Annotated in this window: 20 protein-coding genes; 7 read left to right on the top strand and 13 right to left on the bottom strand. The window is 52.4% G+C overall.

Annotated elements, in window-relative coordinates; translation table 11 throughout:
* Position 1: 1 nt before the first annotated feature.
* From tatA to udp, 6 genes are all read right to left on the bottom strand, one after another.
* Positions 2-253 (bottom strand): twin-arginine translocase TatA/TatE family subunit, encoded by a 252-nt coding sequence (gene tatA / locus PGH32_RS24025; RefSeq protein ID WP_314426636.1) that lies wholly within the window; start codon positions 251-253, stop codon positions 2-4.
* Positions 254-375: 122 nt separating this feature from the next.
* Positions 376-2,013, bottom strand: a complete 1,638-nt coding sequence (gene ubiB / locus PGH32_RS24020) for a ubiquinone biosynthesis regulatory protein kinase UbiB (protein WP_337895376.1) — start codon at positions 2,011-2,013, stop codon at positions 376-378.
* Positions 2,010-2,615: a ubiquinone biosynthesis protein UbiJ gene (ubiJ, locus tag PGH32_RS24015; RefSeq protein ID WP_337895375.1), complete on the bottom strand. Its 606-nt coding sequence runs from the start codon at positions 2,613-2,615 to the stop codon at positions 2,010-2,012. Before ubiJ ends, ubiB begins: the two co-directional genes overlap by 4 nt.
* A 12-nt stretch (positions 2,616-2,627) precedes the next feature.
* Positions 2,628-3,383: a bifunctional demethylmenaquinone methyltransferase/2-methoxy-6-polyprenyl-1,4-benzoquinol methylase UbiE gene (gene ubiE, locus PGH32_RS24010; RefSeq protein WP_314426644.1), complete on the bottom strand. Its 756-nt coding sequence runs from the start codon at positions 3,381-3,383 to the stop codon at positions 2,628-2,630.
* Between the two features lie 92 nt (positions 3,384-3,475).
* Positions 3,476-5,005, bottom strand: coding sequence for a DNA recombination protein RmuC (rmuC, locus tag PGH32_RS24005; RefSeq protein ID WP_337895374.1), 1,530 nt, complete (start codon positions 5,003-5,005; stop codon positions 3,476-3,478).
* A gap of 191 nt (positions 5,006-5,196) precedes the next feature.
* Entirely contained in the window at positions 5,197-5,958 is a 762-nt protein-coding gene (gene udp, locus PGH32_RS24000) for a uridine phosphorylase (protein ID WP_314426650.1), read from the bottom strand.
* Positions 5,959-6,246: 288 nt separating this feature from the next.
* Here udp and PGH32_RS23995 point away from each other — a divergent pair, with 288 nt between their 5' ends.
* The gene (locus PGH32_RS23995; RefSeq protein ID WP_314426653.1) at positions 6,247-7,083 is read left to right on the top strand and encodes a dienelactone hydrolase family protein; all 837 of its coding nucleotides are present in this window, start codon (positions 6,247-6,249) and stop codon (positions 7,081-7,083) included.
* Positions 7,084-7,144: 61 nt separating this feature from the next.
* On the opposite strand, the gene metE is transcribed toward PGH32_RS23995, so the two are convergent.
* Positions 7,145-9,415, bottom strand: a complete 2,271-nt coding sequence (metE, locus tag PGH32_RS23990; RefSeq protein ID WP_337895373.1) for a 5-methyltetrahydropteroyltriglutamate--homocysteine S-methyltransferase — start codon at positions 9,413-9,415, stop codon at positions 7,145-7,147.
* A 122-nt stretch (positions 9,416-9,537) separates the two neighbouring features.
* On the opposite strand from metE, the gene metR reads away from it, so the two are divergent.
* The 3 genes from metR to glpT all read left to right on the top strand — a co-directional run bounded on the left by metR (position 9,538) and on the right by glpT (position 12,945).
* Positions 9,538-10,479, top strand: coding sequence for an HTH-type transcriptional regulator MetR (gene metR / locus PGH32_RS23985; RefSeq protein ID WP_337895372.1), 942 nt, complete (start codon positions 9,538-9,540; stop codon positions 10,477-10,479).
* A 97-nt stretch (positions 10,480-10,576) separates the two neighbouring features.
* Positions 10,577-11,047, top strand: a complete 471-nt coding sequence (locus tag PGH32_RS23980; protein ID WP_314426660.1) for a DUF1456 family protein — start codon at positions 10,577-10,579, stop codon at positions 11,045-11,047.
* Between the two features lie 551 nt (positions 11,048-11,598).
* A complete protein-coding gene (glpT, locus tag PGH32_RS23975) occupies positions 11,599-12,945 on the top strand; it encodes a glycerol-3-phosphate transporter (protein WP_314426663.1) in 1,347 nt (448 codons plus the stop codon).
* A 54-nt stretch (positions 12,946-12,999) separates the two neighbouring features.
* Here the strand turns inward: glpT and PGH32_RS23970 are convergent, their stop codons facing one another.
* Positions 13,000-13,446 (bottom strand): hypothetical protein, encoded by a 447-nt coding sequence (locus tag PGH32_RS23970; protein ID WP_314426666.1) that lies wholly within the window; start codon positions 13,444-13,446, stop codon positions 13,000-13,002.
* Between the two features lie 4 nt (positions 13,447-13,450).
* Positions 13,451-14,245 carry a winged helix-turn-helix domain-containing protein gene (locus PGH32_RS23965; protein ID WP_337895371.1) on the bottom strand — a complete coding sequence of 265 codons (795 nt, stop codon included), beginning with the start codon at positions 14,243-14,245 and terminating at the stop codon, positions 13,451-13,453.
* 354 nt (positions 14,246-14,599) lie between these two features.
* On the opposite strand from PGH32_RS23965, the gene PGH32_RS23960 reads away from it, so the two are divergent.
* A complete protein-coding gene (locus PGH32_RS23960; protein ID WP_314426670.1) occupies positions 14,600-14,995 on the top strand; it encodes a winged helix-turn-helix domain-containing protein in 396 nt (131 codons plus the stop codon).
* 602 nt (positions 14,996-15,597) lie between these two features.
* On the opposite strand, the gene yigL is transcribed toward PGH32_RS23960, so the two are convergent.
* Both yigL and pldB read right to left on the bottom strand, forming a co-directional pair.
* Positions 15,598-16,398 (bottom strand): sugar/pyridoxal phosphate phosphatase YigL, encoded by an 801-nt coding sequence (gene yigL / locus PGH32_RS23955; protein WP_314426673.1) that lies wholly within the window; start codon positions 16,396-16,398, stop codon positions 15,598-15,600.
* Positions 16,399-16,467: 69 nt separating this feature from the next.
* The gene (gene pldB, locus PGH32_RS23950) at positions 16,468-17,460 is read right to left on the bottom strand and encodes a lysophospholipase L2 (RefSeq protein ID WP_337895370.1); all 993 of its coding nucleotides are present in this window, start codon (positions 17,458-17,460) and stop codon (positions 16,468-16,470) included.
* Between the two features lie 114 nt (positions 17,461-17,574).
* Between pldB and rhtB the strand changes: the two genes are divergently transcribed.
* Complete coding sequence (gene rhtB / locus PGH32_RS23945) at positions 17,575-18,198, top strand: homoserine/homoserine lactone efflux protein (RefSeq protein ID WP_314426678.1); 624 nt, start codon at positions 17,575-17,577, stop codon at positions 18,196-18,198.
* Positions 18,199-18,242: 44 nt separating this feature from the next.
* Here the strand turns inward: rhtB and recQ are convergent, their stop codons facing one another.
* Both recQ and pldA read right to left on the bottom strand, forming a co-directional pair.
* On the bottom strand, positions 18,243-20,075 hold the full coding sequence (gene recQ / locus PGH32_RS23940) for an ATP-dependent DNA helicase RecQ (protein ID WP_337895369.1): 1,833 nt from the start codon (positions 20,073-20,075) through the stop codon (positions 18,243-18,245).
* 322 nt (positions 20,076-20,397) lie between these two features.
* Positions 20,398-21,282 carry a phospholipase A gene (gene pldA / locus PGH32_RS23935; RefSeq protein ID WP_337895368.1) on the bottom strand — a complete coding sequence of 295 codons (885 nt, stop codon included), beginning with the start codon at positions 21,280-21,282 and terminating at the stop codon, positions 20,398-20,400.
* 173 nt (positions 21,283-21,455) lie between these two features.
* On the opposite strand from pldA, the gene PGH32_RS23930 reads away from it, so the two are divergent.
* Positions 21,456-21,926, top strand: coding sequence for a thioesterase family protein (locus PGH32_RS23930; protein ID WP_314426688.1), 471 nt, complete (start codon positions 21,456-21,458; stop codon positions 21,924-21,926).
* The last annotated feature ends 1 nt before the right edge of the window (position 21,927 follow it).

Raw genomic sequence — 21,927 nt, 5'->3', positions numbered from 1 at the left:
TTTATACCTTGTCGTTTTTAACGTCTTCTTTCTTCACATCGCTATGCTGCTGCTGATTAGCCAGTTTGGCGCTAAAGTCAGCGTCTTCAGTATGCGTTGTGGATTTCGCTTTATCGTCTTCATCACTCATGGCTTTTTTAAAGCCTTTAATGGATGAACCGAGATCGGAACCCAGTGAACGCAGCTTTTTCGTACCGAACAGCAGGACCACCAGCACGGCGATGATCAATAAATGTGGAAGAGTAATGCCCATGGTTACCTCTGAAATATCAATAATTGAAACCGGTCATGCAGTATATAACAGCTTATCTCCTGCTGACGATGCGCAAACTTACGCCCCGACGCAATAAACTGCCTATTTACCATTCATGACAATCATTTTGTTCTGCGCCAGCCAAGAAGCCAGGCGACGATGCCGCCCGCAACCAATCCGGCTGAAAGCAGGTCCCAGTCAGGCCTGAAGAGCAGAATAGCAGTACCACTCAGCAGCAGAGTGGCACCAACGCCAAACAAATAGCGCGACTGATGCTGTTTCGCCTTCTCATCCTTGAGTTCACTGACCAGACGGTCGACGCTGTGCTGCAAATGCTTATGCTGGCGAAGACTATCGTAAAACAGCTCCGGCAGCTCCGGCAGTTTTTCTGCCCAGAATGGCGCTTTTTCTTTCAACGCGCGCACAATCGCAGGGATGCCGATTTGATCTTTAATCCAGTCTTCCAGGAACGGTTTCGCCGTTTTCCACAGATCCAGCTGTGGATAAAGCTGCCTGCCAACGCCTTCAACATACAGCAGCGTTTTCTGCAGTAATACCAGCTGAGGCTGCACTTCCATATTGAAACGGCGTGCGGTATTAAACAGATTCATCAGCACATGGCCAAATGAGATTTCCGCAAGAGGTTTCTCAAAAATAGGCTCACAGACCGTGCGGATAGCAAACTCGAAATCTTCAACATTGGTATCAGGCGGAACCCAGCCCGAATCCACGTGCAGTTCTGCAACTTTTCGGTAGTCACGGTTGAAGAAGGCGATAAAGTTTTCCGCCAGATAACGCTTATCTTCCTTGTTAAGCGACCCCACGATACCGCAGTCGATGCCGATATACTGGGGATCCTCAGGATGCTCATAGCTGACAAAAATGTTGCCCGGATGCATGTCCGCATGGAAAAAGCTGTCGCGGAATACCTGGGTAAAGAACACCTGAACGCCACGTTCGGCCAGCAGCTTCATGTTGACGCCGTGCTGCTCAAGCGATTCAACATCTGAAATCGGAATGCCGTAAATACGCTCCATGACCAGCATCGTTTCACTGCAGTAATCCGAATAAATCTCAGGGATATACAGCATATTGCTGCCATCAAAGTTGCGGCGCAGCTGGATGGCGTTGGCCGCTTCACGCAGCAAATTTAACTCATCAAGCAGCGTTTTTTCATAGTCAGCCACCACTTCCTGCGGACGTAAACGGCGACCATCGGGCAACAGACGGGGAACCCAGCGCGCCATGCGGTTAATCAGCTTCATATCCGCTTTAATCACCGGCAGGATATCGGGCCGAATCACCTTAATGACAATGGCTTTCCCATTCTCTTTCAGCGTTGCCGTATGCACCTGAGCAATAGACGCGGAGGCCAGTGGCGTAATATCAAAATCATCAAACTGACTCGAAATTGGCGCACCTAACGATTGCTCGATCAGTTTCAGCGCTTTAGCGCCGTCAAAGGGTGCAACGCGATCCTGCAGCATCGCCAGCTGATCGGCAATCTGCCGGGGGAACAGATCGCGCCGGGTGGACATCATCTGTCCGAACTTAATCCATACCGGACCAAGCTGCTCCAGCGCCAGACGAAGACGTTCACCCAGCGGCAAATTCTTGTGACGATTCGGGATCCAAAACAGGCATTTTCGCCATAACCGTAGCGGCAGGGTAATGCGTATCTGGGGGATCAGTTCATCCAAACCATAGGTGAGGAACACGCGAATAATCAGATACAGGCGGCGTAATTCTCCGAAACTCATTTAGCCTCCCGTTTGCTAAGGCGTGCTTCCAGCGCTTCAAGAGAAGCCGACAGCGCATCAACTTCTTCAGAAAACCATGCCAGTTCCAGTCTACCCGGGGCAACTCGCCACTCTTCGGTTAGCGTTTGCGCCAGATAGCTTTGTTTTCGCTGCACATCGCGGCGAACGGCTTGAAAACCACTGCGGGCAAACTGCGAAATCCCCTGTGCGGCGATATCGCCAATCCACGGGGCGAGGTACTCTGCCGGATCGAGCTCCGCCAGGTCCATGAGTGCAGAAAACTGCTGAACCAGTTGGAGATCGCCTTCGACTTCCAACTCTCCGCTGCGGATCAACGCAGTCAGCTGTTGGCGATCGCGAAGCTTCGGCAGCGTGGACAGGCGCGTTTTCACCGTACAATCGGGCTTATCAGCCCAGTCGCCGATGACATCTACCTGACGATCGCTAAAGATAAAGGTGACTGGCTGCTTCAGTTCAGCCAGCACTATCGCCAGGCTCTTACCACTCAGGCGTTGACGCGCCGCTTTCAGGCCACGATCGCGATACAAAATCTGGTTAAGCGCGGTCTCCAGACTGGCAGTTAACAACGGCGTTAAAGTCATTCGCTTTCCCGATCAGAACTTAAATCCGCGGTGCAAGGCAACGATGCCGCCCGTGAGATTGTGATACGTGGTGTTTTCAAAGCCAACATCCATCATCATCTGCTTAAGCGTTTCCTGGTCCGGATGCATGCGGATGGACTCTGCCAGATAACGATAGCTTCCGGCATCTTTCGCCACCATTTCACCGATGCGTGGCAGAATGTGGAAGGAGTACGCATCGTAAGCTTTGCTCAGGGGTTCCAGCACCGGCTTTGAAAACTCGAGGATCAGCAGACGTCCGCCCGGCTTGAGGACGCGAAACATTGAAGCCAGCGCCTTCTCTTTTTCCGTCACGTTACGCAGGCCAAAAGCGATGGTAATACAGTCAAAATAGTTGTCAGGGAACGGCAGAGCTTCCGCGTTGGCCTGAACATAATTCACATTACCGATAATGCCTTTGTTGCGCAGCTTTTCGCGGCCGACCTTCAGCATTGAGCTGTTGATATCCGCCAGCACGACTTCGCCAGTTTCGCCAACCAGACGAGAGAACTTCGCCGTCAGATCGCCCGTACCACCGGCTAAATCCAGCACGCGCTGCCCGCGGCGCACGCCGCTGCTGTCAATGGTAAAACGCTTCCAGATGCGGTGAATACCGAATGACATCAGGTCATTCATCAGATCGTATTTGGCCGCAACGGAGTGGAAAACATCAGCAACCATGTCGGCTTTGTCGCTTTTCGCAACCGTGCGGTAACCGAAGTGGGTAGTGTCCTTTGATTCATCTGCCATTTGTTTTGCCTGCTCTACAATCAAATATTTGCCAAGTGTACCAGAGTCAGGCAGGCCAGGCACATGCCGCTCGCTGATTCATTGATTTGGCGCTAACCGCCGGTGGCGGAAATCCCGGGCTTCCCGGTATCAGGCTGCGGTTCCTGATTGTCGTCCAGCTCTGCGTGTTCATCGCCTCCCTCTGAAACCGCCTGCTCGGCCAGAAGAGGGTTAATCGGGCGTTTCACCTCCACCCCCATCTGACGGAACCCTTCAGTTTGCGCAATCAGATTGCCGCGCCCTTCTGACAGCTTTTTCATCGCCTGGCGGTAACTTTCCTGGGCCTTATCGAGGTTCTGCCCAATGCTGGACATATCATCAACAAACAGCCGCATTTTGTCATACAGTCGCCCGGCACGATCGGCGATGCGCTGGGCATGGCGGCTCTGATGTTCATAACGCCAAAGATTGTTAATCGTCCTCAGCGCAACCAGCAGCGTGGTCGGACTGACCAGCATGATATTCTGGTTCAGCGCCTCACTAATCAATTCCGGCTGGCGATCGATTGCCAGCAGGAAAGCGGGTTCAATCGGAATAAACATCAACACATAATCCAGCGAGCGTAAACCGGGCAATTGTTGATAATCTTTTCGGCTAAGTAAGCGAAGATGACCGCGGATCGCCGCGATATGCTCGCTGATAGCGGCTTCACGCTGCAGATCATCTTCACTGTTGAAGTATCGTTCGTAGGCCACCAGCGTCATTTTGGCGTCAATCACCACATCTTTGCCCTGGGGCAGACGCACAATGACGTCCGGCTGCATGCGACCATTCTGCTCCAGCTGGATGTTGACCTGCGTTTCGTATTCATGCCCTTCACGCAGCCCGGAAGCCTCCAGCACGCGGCTGAGTACGACCTCCCCCCAGTTACCCTGCGTTTTATTGTCACCCTTCAGCGCCTTAGTCAGGTTTAGGGCTTCCTGTGCCATGCGGGCATTCAGCTGCTGCAGATTGCGTATCTCATGGGAGAGCGTATGGCGCTCGCGTGCTTCCTGGCCAAAACCTTCCTGCACCTGACGGCGAAACCCTTCCAGCTGTTCGCGCAGTGGGGTAATCAGGCCATGCAGGCTCTGACGATTCTGCTCATCCACGCGGCGTCCGCTATTTTCAAAGATGCGATTGGCGAGGTTTTCAAACTGCGAGTTGAGCCGCTGTTCGCTGTTCACCAGCAGCCGCTGCTTTTCTTCCGCCGCCATACGCGTTTCCTCAAGGCGGATGGTGACCTCCCGCAGTTCCGCTTCCTGCGCGCTGTTAACCTCAAGCTGCGTGCGCAGCTCGCGTGTAAGCTGCTCGGCTTCACCCCGCCAGTGATCGAACTGATGCAGTTTTTCCTGCGCGGCGGCAAGGCTGCCGTGCAGCTGACGCAGCTCCTGCTCGTTTTTCCTTTGCGCCCCAGCCTGTTCGTCCAGCTGCTGCTGCAGGCGCTGGCGTTCAGCCTGGCTCTGCTCGGCAGCCTGCATCAGCAAACGTCGCTCGGTTTCCTGTTTGGCAAACCGCTGCTGGCCAAGAAACCAGGCAAATAACCACCCTGCCAGCATACCTGCCAGGCCAATGCCTGCGACGTAACTGATTGTTGCATCCACCCTGCTTCCCCTTTGATCAACGCATTAAGGGGAAAAATAGAGGCACACTGTATGAATGTCCAGATAAAAAGCGAGATGTTCAATGCTGCAGGCCGATTTAAACCCGAACGGGATAACGGCTCGCAAAAGCGGGAGTGTTGTTGCAGGAATTTCATGGCTGCGGCAGAGACCGCAGCCCAACTCTTTAACGGTTACAGAAGGCGGCGAGCGGCCTCAACGACGATTTTCACCGCGTCGCTTTCGGTACGCTTCATGGTTTCCGCGTCCGGAATTTCCTGCTGGGTCCGATTGACGATCACACCGGCAACCATGCCGGCGCGCAGCCCCTGGCTGGCACACATGGTCAGCAGGGTAGCCGACTCCATTTCATAGTTCAGCACGCCCATCTGCTGCCACTCTTTCATCGATCCCTGGAAACGGCTGACAACGCGCCCGGAATAGGTATCGTAACGCTCCTGGCCCGGGTAGAAAGTGTCGGACGAGGCCGTTACGCCGATATGCGTTGTGGCTCCGGCAGCTTCTGCGGCGGCAACCAGCGCGGTGGTGCAGGCAAAATCAGCGACGGCCGGGTATTCCAGCGGAGCGAAATGCAAGCTGGCACCGTCAAGACGCACGGAAGCGGTAGTCACCAGCACATCGCCCACGTTGATATTGGGCTGAATCGCGCCGGTGGTTCCCACGCGCAGGAAGGTGCGAACGCCTAGCTGCGCCAGCTCTTCCACGGCAATCGAAGTGGACGGGCCACCAATTCCGGTCGAACAAACGATAACCGGCTTGCCGGAGAGTTCTGCGCGCCAGGTGGTGAATTCGCGGTGTGAAGCCAGATGGATCGGGTTATCCATCAGAGCCGCAATTTTTTTCACGCGCTCAGGGTCGCCGGGTACGATCGCCAGCGTGGCACCCTGAAGATCGGCTTTCGTTAAGCCAAGGTGGAAAACGTCAGATTGTGCCATTTCAAACTCCTGTCACGAAAAACGGGGGATAGTTAACTGAGTGCTACTGTAAGCAAATGCGGCGCACTTTTATGTGATAAAAATCGCTTATCCAAATGAAACTTACATCAAACAAAATAAAAAATGCGATCGAAATCACACATAATTGTTCTGTTGCCTTTTTTTGCTACAACCCATCCCGCAGATCGGGTTTATCTGATGATAAAGAGATAGCCCGTACCCTGCGAGGGTGCCAGCGTTTCCTGGCTATAGTTAGCCCATCGCCTTAGTTCATGCATGGAGAGGACAATGAAAACCGAAGATAACACGACTCAAAAACTGAGCAATAACAGCTTCGCACCTGCAGTCCAGCCTGTCGCGGCCACCACTATTATTACCGATGATGCAGAGATTCTTTCTGGTGAAACCTCGATCCCCACTCAGGGAGAGAATATGCCCGCGTTTCACGCCAGGCCGCGCAATGTGGCAGGGCCGTTACCCGTCGTACTGGTGGTGCAGGAGATCTTCGGCGTTCATGAACATATTCGCGATGTTTGCCGCCGCCTGGCTCGTGAAGGCTATCTGGCCGTCGCGCCCGAGCTCTACTTCCGCCAGGGTGATGCCGCAGACTATAACGATATCCCTACATTATTAAAGGAACTGGTAAGTAAAGTGCCGGACAGTCAGGTTCTGGCCGATCTTGACCACGTGGCGAACTGGGCCTCACGTCATGACGGCGATATGCGCAATATGGCCATTACCGGTTTTTGCTGGGGCGGACGCATTACCTGGCTTTATGCCGCGCACAACCCTCAGCTGAAAGCCGCCGTGGCATGGTATGGCAAGCTGGTCGGTGAAAAAACCATGAAGCAGCAAAAACAGCCGGTGGACATTGCGGTCGATCTGAACGCTCCGGTATTAGGCCTTTACGGTGCGAAAGATGATGGGATCCCGTTAGATACGGTTGAGACGATGCGCCAGGCGCTGCGTGCGGCCAATGCTCATGCCGAGATTATCGTCTATCCGGATGCCGGTCACGCGTTCAACGCCGACTATCGACCCAGCTATCACGCAGAGTCGGCTACCGACGGCTGGCAGCGCATGCTGGCGTGGTTTGCCCAGCATGGCGTGGCGGCAAAAGCCTAAGAAAACGGGGCGCGCAGCGCCCCAATCATCAGCACACAACACCATGACACCAAACGGATAATTACGCTTTTGCCTTACGCAGGTTCTGCGCCGCTTTTACCATGTTTTCCAGCGCCTGCCGGGTTTCACTCCAGCCGCGGGTTTTCAGGCCGCAGTCCGGATTGACCCACAGACGTTCGGAGGGAATACGCTGCGCGGCTTTCAGCAGCAGAGCTTCCATCCACTCAACGCTCGGTACGTTCGGCGAGTGGATGTCGTAAACGCCCGGGCCGATCTCATTGGGGTATTCGAACTCTTCAAAGGACTCCAGCAGCTCCATATCGGAACGTGAGGTTTCGATAGTGATGACATCCGCATCCAGTGCCGCAATAGAATCCATAATGTCATTGAACTCGCAGTAGCACATATGAGTGTGGATCTGCGTGTCATCCCGCGCCACGGCAGCATTCAGGCGAAACGCATCCACCGCCCATTCCAGATAGGCAGCCCAGTCTGACTTATGCAGCGGCAGACCTTCACGCAGGGCCGGCTCATCAATCTGAATAATACCGATACCCGCTTTTTCCAGATCCGCCACTTCATCACGCAGCGCCAGTGCAATCTGCTTAGCAATGGTTTCACGTGAGACATCTTCACGCGGGAATGACCAGCAGAGGATAGTTACCGGGCCGGTGAGCATGCCTTTTACCGGCTTGTCGGTCAGCGACTGGGCATACTTCGCCCACTCCACCGTGATCGCCTGCGGACGGCTGACGTCACCAATAACGATCGGCGGCTTCACACAGCGTGAGCCGTAGCTCTGCACCCAGCCGTTTTGCGTGAAGATAAAACCGTCGAGGTTTTCGCCAAAGTATTCCACCATGTCGTTACGTTCGGCTTCACCATGGACCAGTACATCAAGGCCCAGACGCTCCTGTTCCACGATTGCCTGCTTAATGTGTTCGGCGATGCCGGTACGATAACGGGAACCGTCCAGGCGTCCCTGCTTGAAGTCCAGACGCAGACTGCGGATTTCGGTAGTCTGCGGGAAAGAACCAATGGTGGTGGTTGGCCATACCGGCAGCTGAAAACGTTGGCGCTGGGCTTCGGCACGAACCTGATAGCCATTCTGACGCTGGCTGTCTTTGGCGGCGATCGCTGCCAGGCGTTGCCCCACTGCAGCGTTGTGCACACGGGTTGATGTTTTGCGAGCCTGGACGGGGGCGCTCCAGGCCTGCAGTGAGGCAGCGTCGTTGTTGTTCAGGGCGCGGCTCAACAGCGAAAGCTCAGTACATTTCTGCAGCGCAAAAGCGAACCAGCTTTTTACTTCTTCATCCAGACGGGTTTCCACGCTCAAATCGATGGGGCTGTGCAGGAGCGAACAGGATGACCCAATCCACAGCTGCCTGCGTTTAGCCCTCAGCGGTTGCAGGCGCTCAAACCAGGTGCTGAGATCGGCACGCCAGACGTTACGCCCGTTAATGACCCCAACTGACAGCAGCCAGTTAGCCGGTAATGTGTCATTCAGTACGTTGATATCATCTTTTCCATGAACCAGATCCACGTGCAGCCCCTGAACCGGCAGCGCGGTAATCGTCTTCAGGTTCTGGCTGATGCTGTCAAAATAGGTCGTTAACAGCAGCCTGGTGTGTCCCTGCAACGCGTCATACGCCGGTTTAAATGCCGCCAGCCATTCAGGGGTCAGCTCCAGAGCCAGTGCGGGCTCATCAATCTGCACCCACTCAATATCCCGCTTCGCCAGCTCGGCGAGAACCTGCTGATACACCGGCAGAATATCGTTCAGTAGCGTCAGGCGGTCGAACGGCTCACCCTTCACCTTCCCCAGCCACAGATAAGTTACCGGGCCCAGCAGCACGGGTTTGATTTTATGCCCCAGGGCCAGCGCTTCATCCACTTCATCCAGCAGCTGGGTCCAGGTCAGTTTGAACTGCTGCCCTTTTACAAACTCCGGCACCATGTAGTGATAGTTGGTATTAAACCATTTGGTCATTTCCGCCGCAGCCGCGGGCTCCCCGGTCGGCGCGCGGCCCCGGCCAAGCCGGAACAGGGTATCAAGATCTACAGAGCCGTCTTTATTCTGATGGCGAGCAGGGACGTTGCCCAGTAACAGGCTGGTCGTCAGTACGTGATCGTACCAGGCGAAGTCGCCCACCGGCAGCAGATCCACCCCGGCATCTTTCTGCTGCTGCCAGTGGCGGGCGCGCAGTTCGCGGCCGGTGGCCAGCAGTTCTTCCTGCGTACTGTTGCCAGCCCAGTAGCTTTCCTGTGCCTTTTTCAGTTCGCGACGCAGCCCGATGCGGGGAAATCCTAAAGTATGGTTCTGAATAGTCATGATTCGTATCCTGTTTATTTAGGTGTTATCATTTGGACGTCCAGATGTTTACACCGCTATAATCCGCAGGTACTGTATTATCCACAAGCGCAATATGTTCACCGTCGATGTGAAGGACTCTCATGATCGAACTTAAACACCTGCGAACGCTGCAGGCTCTGCGAAACTCAGGTTCGCTGGCCGCCGCGGCCGCCCAGCTTCATCAAACGCAGTCGGCGTTATCCCATCAGTTCAGCGATCTGGAACAGCGGCTGGGCTTCCGTTTGTTTGTGCGGAAAAGCCAGCCGCTGCGCTTTACGCCACAGGGGGATATTCTGCTGCAGCTGGCCGAGCAGGTGCTGCCACAAATTCAGCAGGCGCTGCAGGCCTGCCATGAGCCGCACCAGACCACGTTGAGAATCGCTATTGAATGCCACAGCTGTATTCAGTGGCTGACTCCGGCGCTGAATAATTTCCGTAAGAGCTGGCCGCAGGTGGTGATGGACTTTAAATCCGGCGTGACGTTTGACCCGCAGCCCGCTCTTCAGCAGGGCGAACTGGATATCGTGCTGACCTCTGATATTCTGCCGCGCAGCGGCCTCTTCTATTCACCCATGTTTGATTTCGAGGTACGACTGGTGGTGGCCCCTGACCACCCTCTGGCCAGCGTGGACCATATTTCGCCGGAAGATCTGGCCAGTGAAGTGCTGCTCATTTATCCGGTACAGCGCCAGCGTCTTGATATCTGGCGCCATTTCCTGCAGCCCGCGGGCGTCAGCCCGGCGCTGAAAAGCGTGGATAACACCCTGCTGTTAATTCAGATGGTTTCCGCACAGATGGGCATTGCTGCCCTGCCACACTGGGTGGTGGAGAGTTTTGAACATCAGGGCCTGATCGTCACCAAAACGCTCGGTGAAGGTCTGTGGAGCAGGCTTTACGCCGCGGTACGTGAAGGAGAACAACGTCAGCCGGTCGTGGAAGCCTTTATTCGTTCCGCACGGCAGCACGCCTGCGATCATTTGCCCCGGGTCCGGGATGCCTCACGTCCTGGAACACCCTTGCCGACATCATTTACCCATCCCTGACGCATTTCGCCGGCGAAGACCGGCGGTTTTTCCTGTTTAACCGCTCAATTGGCTCTATAATGCGCTCACTGCAATAGTTTCAATTAAGAGAGTGTTTATGACGAATAATGATGTCCTGCGCAGCGTGCGTTACATGCTGGATCTGAGCGATGCAAAAGTGGTGAGCATTCTGGCGCTGGCAGAGAGCGAAGTAGCCGAAGCCGAAGTGCACAGCTTCCTGAAAAAAGAAGATGAGCCAGGTTACCGCCCTTGCCCGGATGTCGTTATGGGTTATTTTCTTAACGGTCTGATTTTTGAACGCCGTGGAAAAAGTGAAGAAGCGCCGGTACCTTCAATTGAGCGCAAGATGACCAACAATATCATCATGAAAAAGCTGCGCGTGGCCTTCGATTTAAAAACAACCGATATTATTGAACTGCTGAAAAGCGCCGATTTTGCGGTAGGACAATCCGAAATTGGCGCCATCTTCCGCAAGCCGGGTCACAAAAACTATCGCGAATGTGGCGATCAGATCCTGCGCAATTTTCTGAAAGGCCTCGCGATGAAAATACGTCCGGCTAAAAAATAAATATTTAATTTAATTCAATCGATTAACGTCTGTCTCAGGCGTTAATTTATTAAAATTATTAAATTATGATCCCCTCAACTTTCCTGAAAACTCCAGTATCTGTCGGATGATCGTCCCGTCAACGTCATTCACATCGGCGACGCGAGTATTGTCATAAATTTCGATGATAGCAGCACGATCGGGTGTTCCCCTTTCCTAGCCGCGTTACAGACACTGCTGTAATCCCGCTTTTTTATCATGGATAAAATTTTGCTGAGAAATACGTTTTCATTCAGCGTATACACGTCCAGCATTCGTGAATTCTAACGGATACGGCCTCACCAGCGTGACGCTGGTCACAAAATAAAGTTCACATCCGAAAATATCACTGCATTTAATGATGCAGATATAGCCATTTCGTCATAAAAATGTAACATTCGCGCCCCTAGTTACCAAGATTTTTTCGAATATCGCCATAATGCTTTCGAAAAGGAACATTTTTCTAATGAAAGATTGCTGACTTTTCAACATAGCCAGGCGTGAACATCGTTACTTGAGCCATGGGGGCCATGATGTTAAGTATTTTCAAACCCGCAGCACATCAGCCACGCGTTGATGCCAGCCGCGTTGACCCGCTGTACCGTAAGCTCCGCTGGCAGATCTTTCTGGGGATTTTCTTCGGTTACGCCGCCTACTATCTGGTGCGTAAAAACTTCGCGCTGGCGATGCCCTACCTTGTCGAGCAGGGTTTTTCGCGTGGTGATTTAGGATTTGCCCTGTCAGGTATCTCCATCGCCTACGGTTTTTCGAAATTTATTATGGGTTCGATTTCCGACCGCTCAAATCCACGCGTATTTCTGCCTGCCGGGCTGATTCTTGCCGCCTTGGTGATGTTGTTTATGGGATTTGTCCCCTGGGCAACGTCAAGCATCATGGTGATGTTCGTTCTGCTGTTCCTGTGCGGCTGGTTCCAGGGTATGGGATGGCCTCCGTGTGGCCGTACAATGGTGCACTGGTGGTCGCAGAAAGAACGAGGTGGCATCGTTTCCGTCTGGAACTGCGCACATAATGTGGGTGGTGGTATTCCTCCGCTGCTGTTCCTGTTGGGCATGGCCTGGTTTAATGACTGGAAAGCCGCACTTTATATGCCGGCCTTCGGCGCGATCCTGATTGCGATTATTGCGTTTGCTCTGATGCGCGATACACCGCAGTCCTGTGGTCTGCCTCCGATTGAAGAATACAAAAATGACTATCCACCGGACTATGATGAAAAGCATGAAGAAGAGCTGACCGCAAAACAGATTTTCATGCAGTACATTCTGCCGAACAAACTGCTGTGGTACATCGCTCTGGCAAACGTGTTTGTCTATTTGCTGCGTTACGGGGTTCTTGACTGGTCACCTACCTATCTGAAAGAAGTGAAACACTTTACGCTGGATAAATCCTCGTGGGCGTATTTCTTCTATGAGTATGCGGGTATTCCAGGCACCCTGCTGTGCGGCTGGATGTCAGATAAAGTGTTCAAAGGTAACCGTGGCGCTACCGGCGTCTTCTTTATGACGCTTGTGACCATCGCGACGATTGTTTACTGGATGAACCCCGCAGGGAATCCCGGCGTGGATATGGCCTGCATGATGGTCATTGGCTTCCTGATTTACGGTCCTGTGATGCTGATCGGTCTGCATGCCCTTGAACTGGCACCGAAAAAAGCGGCGGGTACTGCCGCAGGCTTTACCGGGCTGTTTGGCTATCTGGGTGGCTCTGTTGCTGCCAGCGCTATCGTGGGATACACCGTTGACTACTTTGGTTGGGACGGTGGCTTTATGGTGATGATCGGCGGATGCGTTCTGGCGGTAATCCTTCTTGCCATGACCATGATGAGTGAGAAGAAGCATAAGCAGCAGCTTAAGGCTCAATAATCAGATAGTGAGTAGCGGGAGTACACATTATAACTCCCGCTACTTCATCTCCCTTCATTGCGGCTGACACACCAGCAACGCACGATTATTAGAAGAAAGAAGATATCTGCGCTGATCCAGTTGTTTAATCTCAATGATTAAGTCTTTCTCCCTGAACTGCGGAAGCAACCTGTTAATCACGGCGTTTTGTTTTCGAAGGTGTAGCGCATAATTCCCCCCTTTTTTCTCGTATTGAAAATCAAGGATGTCATTAACGACCTCCGCCTCTTCCCCGCATCCCAGCCTTCCAGACAGTAACAGGTATCCCTCACCGTTGCCGTTCATCGCCATAAAGAAGTCGAGAAGATTTCGGGTTCCACACTGGCTGAAAGGTGGGTTGATGCCAAGCTGCGCGCGGCAGGTGAAGCCTCGCCGTTGATCGGTATGATCGAACCACAGAATACACAGCGAGAGAAAAATCACTACCGTCCAGACCGGGTAACGCTGTCTGATAAAAGACATTAGTTCATTTCTCACGTTTGAACAGGCCGTAATTAATACATACTGCGCCAGTGCTCTCTCCGCAATACGCTAAAACCTCACTGCTCCCCGTCACATCTGGCCCCCCCTCCTGCTCGGGCCAATAAAAAACATCTGCTTTACGACCACAATTAAATTTATATTGAGTCACGTAATTTCTGATCGACCCATGCATTTCTCCCGAATTTTTTTCACCCCCCGCGCGCGCCAACAAATGAATCCTACACTGACTTACCTCAAAACTGTAATGATGCCACCTTTCGCTCTGCCTCCAAATAAAGAAAACAAAAAAAACAAAACACATCAAAGTAATTATTGAGGTTAAATTTAATTTGTAATTGATAAAGAAAAACATTTTCGACGTGGCAGAGCCATGTAGCTGATTGTATTTTTTCGGTTTTTTTAAACTGTAACCGCTAACGACTTCACTAACCGCGTCGCTTTCACCTCCATCAGCAACCTCACTCACTTCCGCACTGAATATAAAACCATATCGTGGAATCGTTGTGATTATATCGACGACCCCCAGGCTCGCCAGCGTTTTCCGAAGCATTGAAACATAATTATTAAGATTATTACTGGATGAGGACAATCCTCTCCGCCCCCATAACTCATTCAAAACATCGTCTCTACTTAATGGACGCCCATTATTTTCCACCAGCAGGCACAATAACTCATTAGAAATCCTGCTTAGTGAAAGCATATCAATACTGCCGTCGGTTAAATATAACGTCCCATCACAGGTGTTATATTTTAAAATACCATTTATTAAGTAATTCACGAAGCTACCTGACTTTTTAACTACCTACCACCCTGGTGAATTTTTGGCGCAGACGTTCACCGCCAGATTTAGTTAATGAATAATAAGCTGACTAAGATATCCCAATGGAAAAGCACCCTACCTTTCTTCTGGATGTTCAATACGCCAGTCTCCTTATAGTCGAGATTTAAAACTAACAAACAAACACATAACAGAATAAAAATCTATAACCGGACGTTAATACAATATATATTGCCATTAAGTTATTTCAAACAATACAATTATCGCTAAAAGCACGGCTGTCTTGATTTTATTTCCCCAAACATAACCTGTGCACCACATTCAAATATTTGAAATAACGGAGAGTGTATAAAAATGAATACGATAGAACCTAAATCAGTAAAATATGAAAATGAAAAACTCCTTTTAAAAGAAAAGTATCTGTCTATAAAGGGCAGCAACATCATGGCAAAGGTTAGCAAAAACCAAAGAATACTCATTCTTTGCCTGATGAATGAAATTATTGAAAAAGAAAAAATCATCCAGAACATCTGGGGAAGAAATAGCACGACATCAAAAGAAAAAAATTACAACCAGCTTGTTTTCCAAACCCGTGCACTCCTTGCTAAACAAGGATTCCCAAACGACTTAATTATGACAATTCACAGATACGGCCTGTGCTTTAACAAGTTTTTTTTGAATTCAGATCGCGCGACTAACGGCCATCACTTAGAAAATAAACACCTACCCACTGCAGACATTCAAATTTGACTTGATCAAATAAAGTTGTTGGCTTATTAATAAAATGTACTCATACAGTCACCATGAAACTTCGAATGACAATCGTGATGAACTCACCATAGCTTTTCTGTCATTAGATTACCCATGGTGGTTTTAGTACGGTAATTATTACAGTAAGGGGTAGTGGTTGAAAAGATTAAAAGACACAGCTTAAAAAATTCACATTAAAACACCACTCACTCCTCTACTAAGTAATAACTTTAAAACCATAAACCAAAAATCACCCTAAAACAGAATTATCTCCCATCGAAAAACCACATTGTCATTACTTTATTAATTGGTTTTCAATTTTTATATCTACTCGAAGGTTAAATAAAACAAAACCTTTCATTCAAAACATAATGATACAATTTCACCCCACAGCATCATTTTAATGCGTAGACCAGGCTGAGTGATTAATTAATCATTGTATAAATTGAATAATCTCTTCGGTAAATCTTGCTAAAGGTATCCTGCTTCGTCGATCAATCATTAGCATAAAAAATCGACGAAAAAAAACAGGAAATAGAAACTATCTCCTGTTGAGGATATCAATTTACAGTCGGTCGAGTACGTTTTACTACACTGAAAAATTACACACCAAACAGCATACGCAATGTTTTCGGTACGGCCTGATCGGCATTAGATCCAATGACTTCCAGCTCCGGCAGCAAATCTTTCAGACGCTGATGAGCGTTATCCATGATGCAGCCTTTTCCGGCCATACTCAGCATTTCCTTATCATTCATCCCGTCACCGAATGCGATGCACTCCTTTAAAGATGACCCGAGGGACTGTGATACGGCATCCAGCGCATGGCCTTTAGAGACCCCCCCGGCCATTACCTCCAGGCAGGTCGGCAGCGAGAAGCTGACGTTAACCCTGTCTCCCCACCGCGCAATCAGCGCCAGCTCCAGAGGAACCAGGAGGTCAGGATCGCTACAGGTGAAGAACACTTTGCTGATGCCGTCCGTCGGCAGTTCGCCGGGCTGGTAAATCTGATAGTTGAAATCTGACTCGCGGAAAAAATCCATCTCATCGGGACGATGGCGGTTCAAAAACCACTCTTCATCACGATAAATGTTGGTATAGATGTCGGGGTTACTGTGCTGCAAAGCAAACAGTTCTCTGGCGATGTCTTCATCAAGGTTATGGCTGAAAACCAGTTCACCCGCGGTGTTATGCACACGTGCGCCATTAGAGGTAATCATAAAGGCATCAATGCCAAGGCTGTCACGCATCTGCGCGACGTCAATGTAGTGGCGGCCGGTGGCAAAGATAAAATGGATCCCCTTACGAACCAGTAACTGCAGTGTTTCGCGGGCATAAGGGGAAAGCGTATGATCGGGAGATAACAGCGTGCCATCCAGATCTGAAGCAACAATACGATACATAAAACCTCTGGTTAATATCATTTGGCGGGCAGAGCCCATCAGGTAATGTAAACCTCGCGCAGCGGGCCATCAGGAATAGCGCGAGAAAAATGCCATAATCGTCTCCAGCGCCTCAGCCCGCATACTGTCTTTCTCAAACAAAATTTCGTGGCGGGCGCCTGCAATAACCTGAGGCGCTCTCCCTTCACAGGGTTGCCCGGCTGCGACCATTGCCCGGCAAAAATTGTCCTGCGCCTGGTTATCCACCACCTTGTCTTCTGCCGCCTGAAGCAGCAGCAGCGGCGTGGAGATACGAGGCGCCTGCTGCAGGATCATCCGACCCGCCAACACCCCCTCTCTCACCCAATGGTAGGTTGGCCCACCCACGCGAAGCCCGGGATCGTCAGCATAAAAGCGCAGATTACGACGATATCGCTCGCGGCTATGGGTCAGATGGTTGAGAGCAAACGGACGCGGACGCCATTTCCCGGTGCCGATAGCATAGCCTTCACTTACCGTCGGGCGCTTTTCCGTCCAGTCCAGGATACGGTGGGCCATCCACTGCGGCATCGGCAGCGTAATACCGAACATCGGTGCGGTTAATGCTGCCGCATCAAATGCCTCAGGCTGGCGCGCCAGCATCAGCGTGAGAATGGCACCGCCCATAGAGTGAGCCAGGGCGTAACGGTGGCGATAATGACGTGCAGCGATCTCTTTTAAATACAGCGTTTCCAGATCGTCGACGTAATCCTCAAAGGCCGCCACGTGCCCACGATGCGAATCCTGTAACAGGCGGCCCGATCGTCCCTGCCCGCGATGATCGACAACGATCACATCGTAGCCGCAGTGAAACAAATCGTAGGCCAGCTCCGGATATTTCACATAGCTTTCAATGCGGCCGGGACAGAGCAAAATAACTTTGTCATGTTGCGGGGAGATGAAGCGGGCATAGCGAATGGGCACGTTGCCGACACCGGCGAATTCATCCTCTTCACGCTGCTGCCAGAACCTCATCAGCGGACCGGTAGCAAAGGCCGCAAAGGATTGCTCACGCGTCAACCAGCTTGCTTTACGATGCTCCATCAGACTTTTTCCATGAAGGTGTTTTACCATTCGGCGAGGCCATTGTTACCCATAGCACAACGTTCAACAATCACGTATTGTGTCACAATTGAGCGTTTTTCGGGAGCTTTACCCATGACCATCGAATGGTGGCTGACTTACCTTTTGACAACCTGCATTTTGAGCCTTTCGCCGGGCTCGGGTGCAATCAACACCATGAGCACCGGTATCAGCCACGGCTACCGCGGGGCCGCAGCGTCCATCACCGGGCTTCAGGTCGGGCTGTCACTGCATATTATTCTGGTCGGTATTGGGCTGGGCGCACTGTTTTCACAGTCGCTACTGGCATTTGAAGTCCTCAAGTGGGCGGGTGCTGCCTACCTGGTCTGGCTGGGCATCCAGCAGTGGCGCTCGGCTGGGGCAATCGATCTGAATGCCGTCGCGAAGGCAATGCCGCGGCGTAAACTGTTCCAGCGCGCCGTTCTGGTTAACCTGACTAACCCAAAAAGCATCGTATTTCTTGCGGCGCTGTTCCCGCAGTTCATCATCCCGCATCAGCCTCAGGCGATGCAGTACCTGGTACTGGGTGTCACGACGGTGGTGGTCGATATCATTGTGATGATTGGTTACGCCACGCTGGCCACACGTATTGCCGTCTGGATTAAAGGCCCGCAGCAGATGAAGCTGCTGAACCGAATTTTTGGTGGGCTGTTTATGGCTGTGGGTGCACTGCTGGCATCGGCGCGGCGTATCGCCTGATTGAACGAGCAAGGGCCGGTTTCCCGGCCCGTTTAACGCGATGATTAATCGTCATCCACGCCGTCGACGTGATCCTTAATCATCAACAGGAAAGGCCTGCCAAAGCGTTCCAGCTTCTTATGACCAACACCGTTGATGCTCAGCATCTCTGAGGCCGTCAATGGCATCTGCTCGGACATTTCAATCAGCGACGCATCGCTGAACACCACGTAAGGGGGAATGTTGTCCTCATCGGCAATCGCTTTGCGCAGCTTCCGCAGTTTGCCAAACAGCTTACGATCGTAATTTCCGCCCCATGATTTCTGGCTGCTGCTGCGCGGTTTCGCCGTCACCAGGCGCGGAACTGCCAGCATCAGCGGCGATTCACCGCGCAGAATCGGCCGAGCCGCTTCCGTCAGCTGGAGCGCCGAATACATCGCGATGTTCTGAGTAACCAGCCCAAGGTGGATCAGCTGACGCAGTACGCTGGTCCAGTGTTCGTTGGTCTGTTCGCGACCAATGCCGTATACCGGCAGCTTGTCATGCTGCATATCGCGAATGCGCTGATTATTCGCCCCGCGCAGGATCTCGACAATATATCCCATGCCGAAACGCTGACCGACGCGGTAAATACAGGAAAGCGCCTTCTGCGCCTCTACCAGGCCATCATAGCGGCGCGGCGGATCGAGGCAAATATCACAGTTTCCGCAGGCCTGCTGCCGCCCTTCTCCAAAGTAGTTCAGCAGTACCAGACGACGGCAGGTTTGCGCTTCGGCAAATGCGCCCATGGCGTTGAGCTTGTGGCGCTCAATATCCTGTAGCTGCCCCGGCGCTTTTTCTTCCAGGCAGCGCCGCAACCAGGCCATATCCGCCGGGTCGTAAAGCAGCAGCGCTTCCGCCGGCAGGCCGTCACGACCGGCACGACCGGTTTCCTGATAGTAGGATTCAATATTGCGAGGGATATCGAAATGCACCACGAAACGCACGTTGGGCTTGTTGATCCCCATGCCGAACGCCACGGTGGCCACCACGATCTGCAAATCATCACGCTGGAAAGCTTCCTGCACATGCGCGCGGTGGGCATTGTCCATCCCGGCATGATAAGCCCCCACGCTGAGTCCACGGCTTTGCAAACGGGCAGCGGTATCTTCCACCTTCGCGCGGCTGTTGCAGTAAATAATGCCGCACGTTCCGCGCTGGTCCTGCACGTAGCGCAGCAGCTGCTCGGTAGGTTTAAATTTTTCCACCAGCGTGTAGCGAATATTCGGGCGGTCAAAGCTGCTGATCTGGATCAGCGGATCGTTGAGCTGCAGCAGCCGAACGATATCGTTACGCGTGGTTTCATCCGCGGTGGCGGTCAGGGCCATGACCGGCACATTCGGGAGCCGCTGTCTGAGCTGCCCGAGCGCACCGTATTCGGGACGGAAATCATGCCCCCATTGTGAAATACAGTGTGCTTCGTCCACCGCCAGCATCGCCGGATTCCAGTGCGTCAGCTGATCGAGGAAATTATCCATCATCAGCCGCTCAGGGGCGATATACAGCATGCGTACTTTACCGGTACGACAGCCCGCTATCACTTCCTGCTGCTGCTCGCGGCTCTGCGTGGAATTCAGGCAGGCCGCAGATACGCCGTTTGCCAACAGTTGATCGACCTGATCTTTCATCAGTGAAATCAGCGGTGAAACAACCAGCGTTAACCCGTCGCGTACCAGCGCAGGAATTTGATAACAAAGCGATTTACCGCCGCCAGTCGGCATGACAACCAGACAGTCACGTCCGTCGAGCGATGCCTGAATAATCGTCTGCTGTCCCGGACGAAACTGCTGATAGCCGAAGGTATCGCGAAGTACCTGCTCTGCCAGCGTCTCATTATTGATTACTGCTGCCGTAGACACATTGTCCCCAATCTGAAGTGGTGTGAAGCGCTACCGGGCACTGCCTGCCCGATGGTGATGCCGGAACCGACGGTTGAGCATGACTCAACTACAGCGAGGGATAATACCCCATGTCCGGAGCAAGATCTGGATTATCACGAGCATTTTGCTGATTTGCTAAGCGGTTCGCGCCGTTTTGCTGCACGAATGTTGAACGGCTACGGCCTCTGCGAAACGCGCTGCAATACGGAACATCGTTGGATGCCGCCGGTCGGTTGATGAGGTTTAAGCCACCGTTTAGCGGGTGGCAATCGCCGGGTGGGTTTACCCGGCGAAGAGTGAATCAGAACAGATCGTTGAGGGTAACGCCTACGCCAACGCGAGTCTGCCGATGGTTATAATCGATCAGTGATTCACCGTAGCCGCTAAATACCTGGGTATAAAAGCGCACGTGTTCAGTCATCGGATAGCTCCAGCCCAGCTCCGCACCGCCATAGCCGCTGTTCCAGTTGTAGTTGCTTTTCACACTGAAAATGCTGTCGCCCATCTGGTAACCCAGCGTCAAACGGTAGTAGCCCATGTACTTGGTGATATCCGGGTTATCGTCGTTGCTTTCGCTTTCCGGCAGTCGGTACCAGGGCTTCACTTCCACCAGCCAGTTGCCATTTTGCGCCATCAGTCTGGCATAAACCCGGTTCCAGCTGCGTGAGGTCGGATCGGAACGCCCGTTTGACTGATGGTTCAGACCGGTCTCAACATCCCTCAGCGTCCAGCCGCCCAGGCTGTAGTCGGTTGCCCAGCCGAGGAAAATCTGCGGCTCATAGTTGGTTTCACGGAACGGTGATGACGCCCCCGCCCCGCGGTTAGAAAGCTGCCACCAGGAGCGCTGAGTGTAGGACGCGGCCAGCACGGAATTATCACCCAGAATACCGCGCCACAGCGGGAAGGCCAGGCTCAGCTGAAACTTCACCTCATCGTGCTTGGCTTCATTACCCCAGTTGTAGGACTCAATCGCTTCCCGGTTAATATTACTGGTGTAGGTATAAAGCAGATAGTTGCTCTCGTAAGGATAGAGAACAAAAGGGTTATCGTGTTTTTCCAGCAGGTTAGCAATAATGCTACCGGGAACGGCAGGGCGGTCATGAACTTCCCTGAGCGTCGCTTCCTGTGCCAGTACAATTGTCGGAACCAGGAGTGCTGTCGTCAGCAGTCCTTTCAGCAGAGCCATAATTTACTCCCGGTAGGCGGCGGATATGAAGATAAAAGCACGCCATTCTACACATAAAGTGCTGCCCGCTTTAGTGCTGTTTTCTGAAAGTGGAAAGCACTGCCAACGAAGCATAAGATACTCACCTCGTTAACCTTTGATTTACTTTTTCCCGGCTTCACAGGATCACAATAATGTCAGCGTTACCTTTGGATCAGGCGGCGGCACGTCGGCTGATTGGCGAAATTTTTGTTTACGATATGCCCTTCAACCGCTCGCTCGGCCTGGAGCTGGATCGCCTTGAACCGGACTTCGCTCAGCTGAGCCTGAAGAATCAAACCATGCTGGTCGGTAACTATGCGCAGAAAATTCTGCACGGTGGGGTCATAGCCTCGGTGCTGGACGTGGCGGCGGGTCTGGTCTGCGTCAGCAGCGCGCTAACCCGTCAGCAAAGCATTACCGAAGAGGAGCTCCGCCAGCGCCTGTCCCGCATGGGCACAATCGACCTGCGCGTCGACTACCTGCGTCCGGGGCGCGGCGAGCGTTTTGTCGCCAGTAGCAGCCTGCTGCGCGGCGGCAATAAGGTGTCCGTTGCCCGCGTTGAACTCCATAATGATGCCGGTGTACACATTGCCAGCGCTACCGCTACCTATATGATTGGTTAAG

Origin of the sequence: Erwinia sp. SLM-02 (assembly GCF_037450285.1) — a bacterium.
Lineage (GTDB): Bacteria > Pseudomonadota > Gammaproteobacteria > Enterobacterales > Enterobacteriaceae > Erwinia.
The sequence above is the reverse complement of the archived record's forward strand: the minus strand, read 5'-3'. Positions and strand labels throughout refer to the sequence as shown.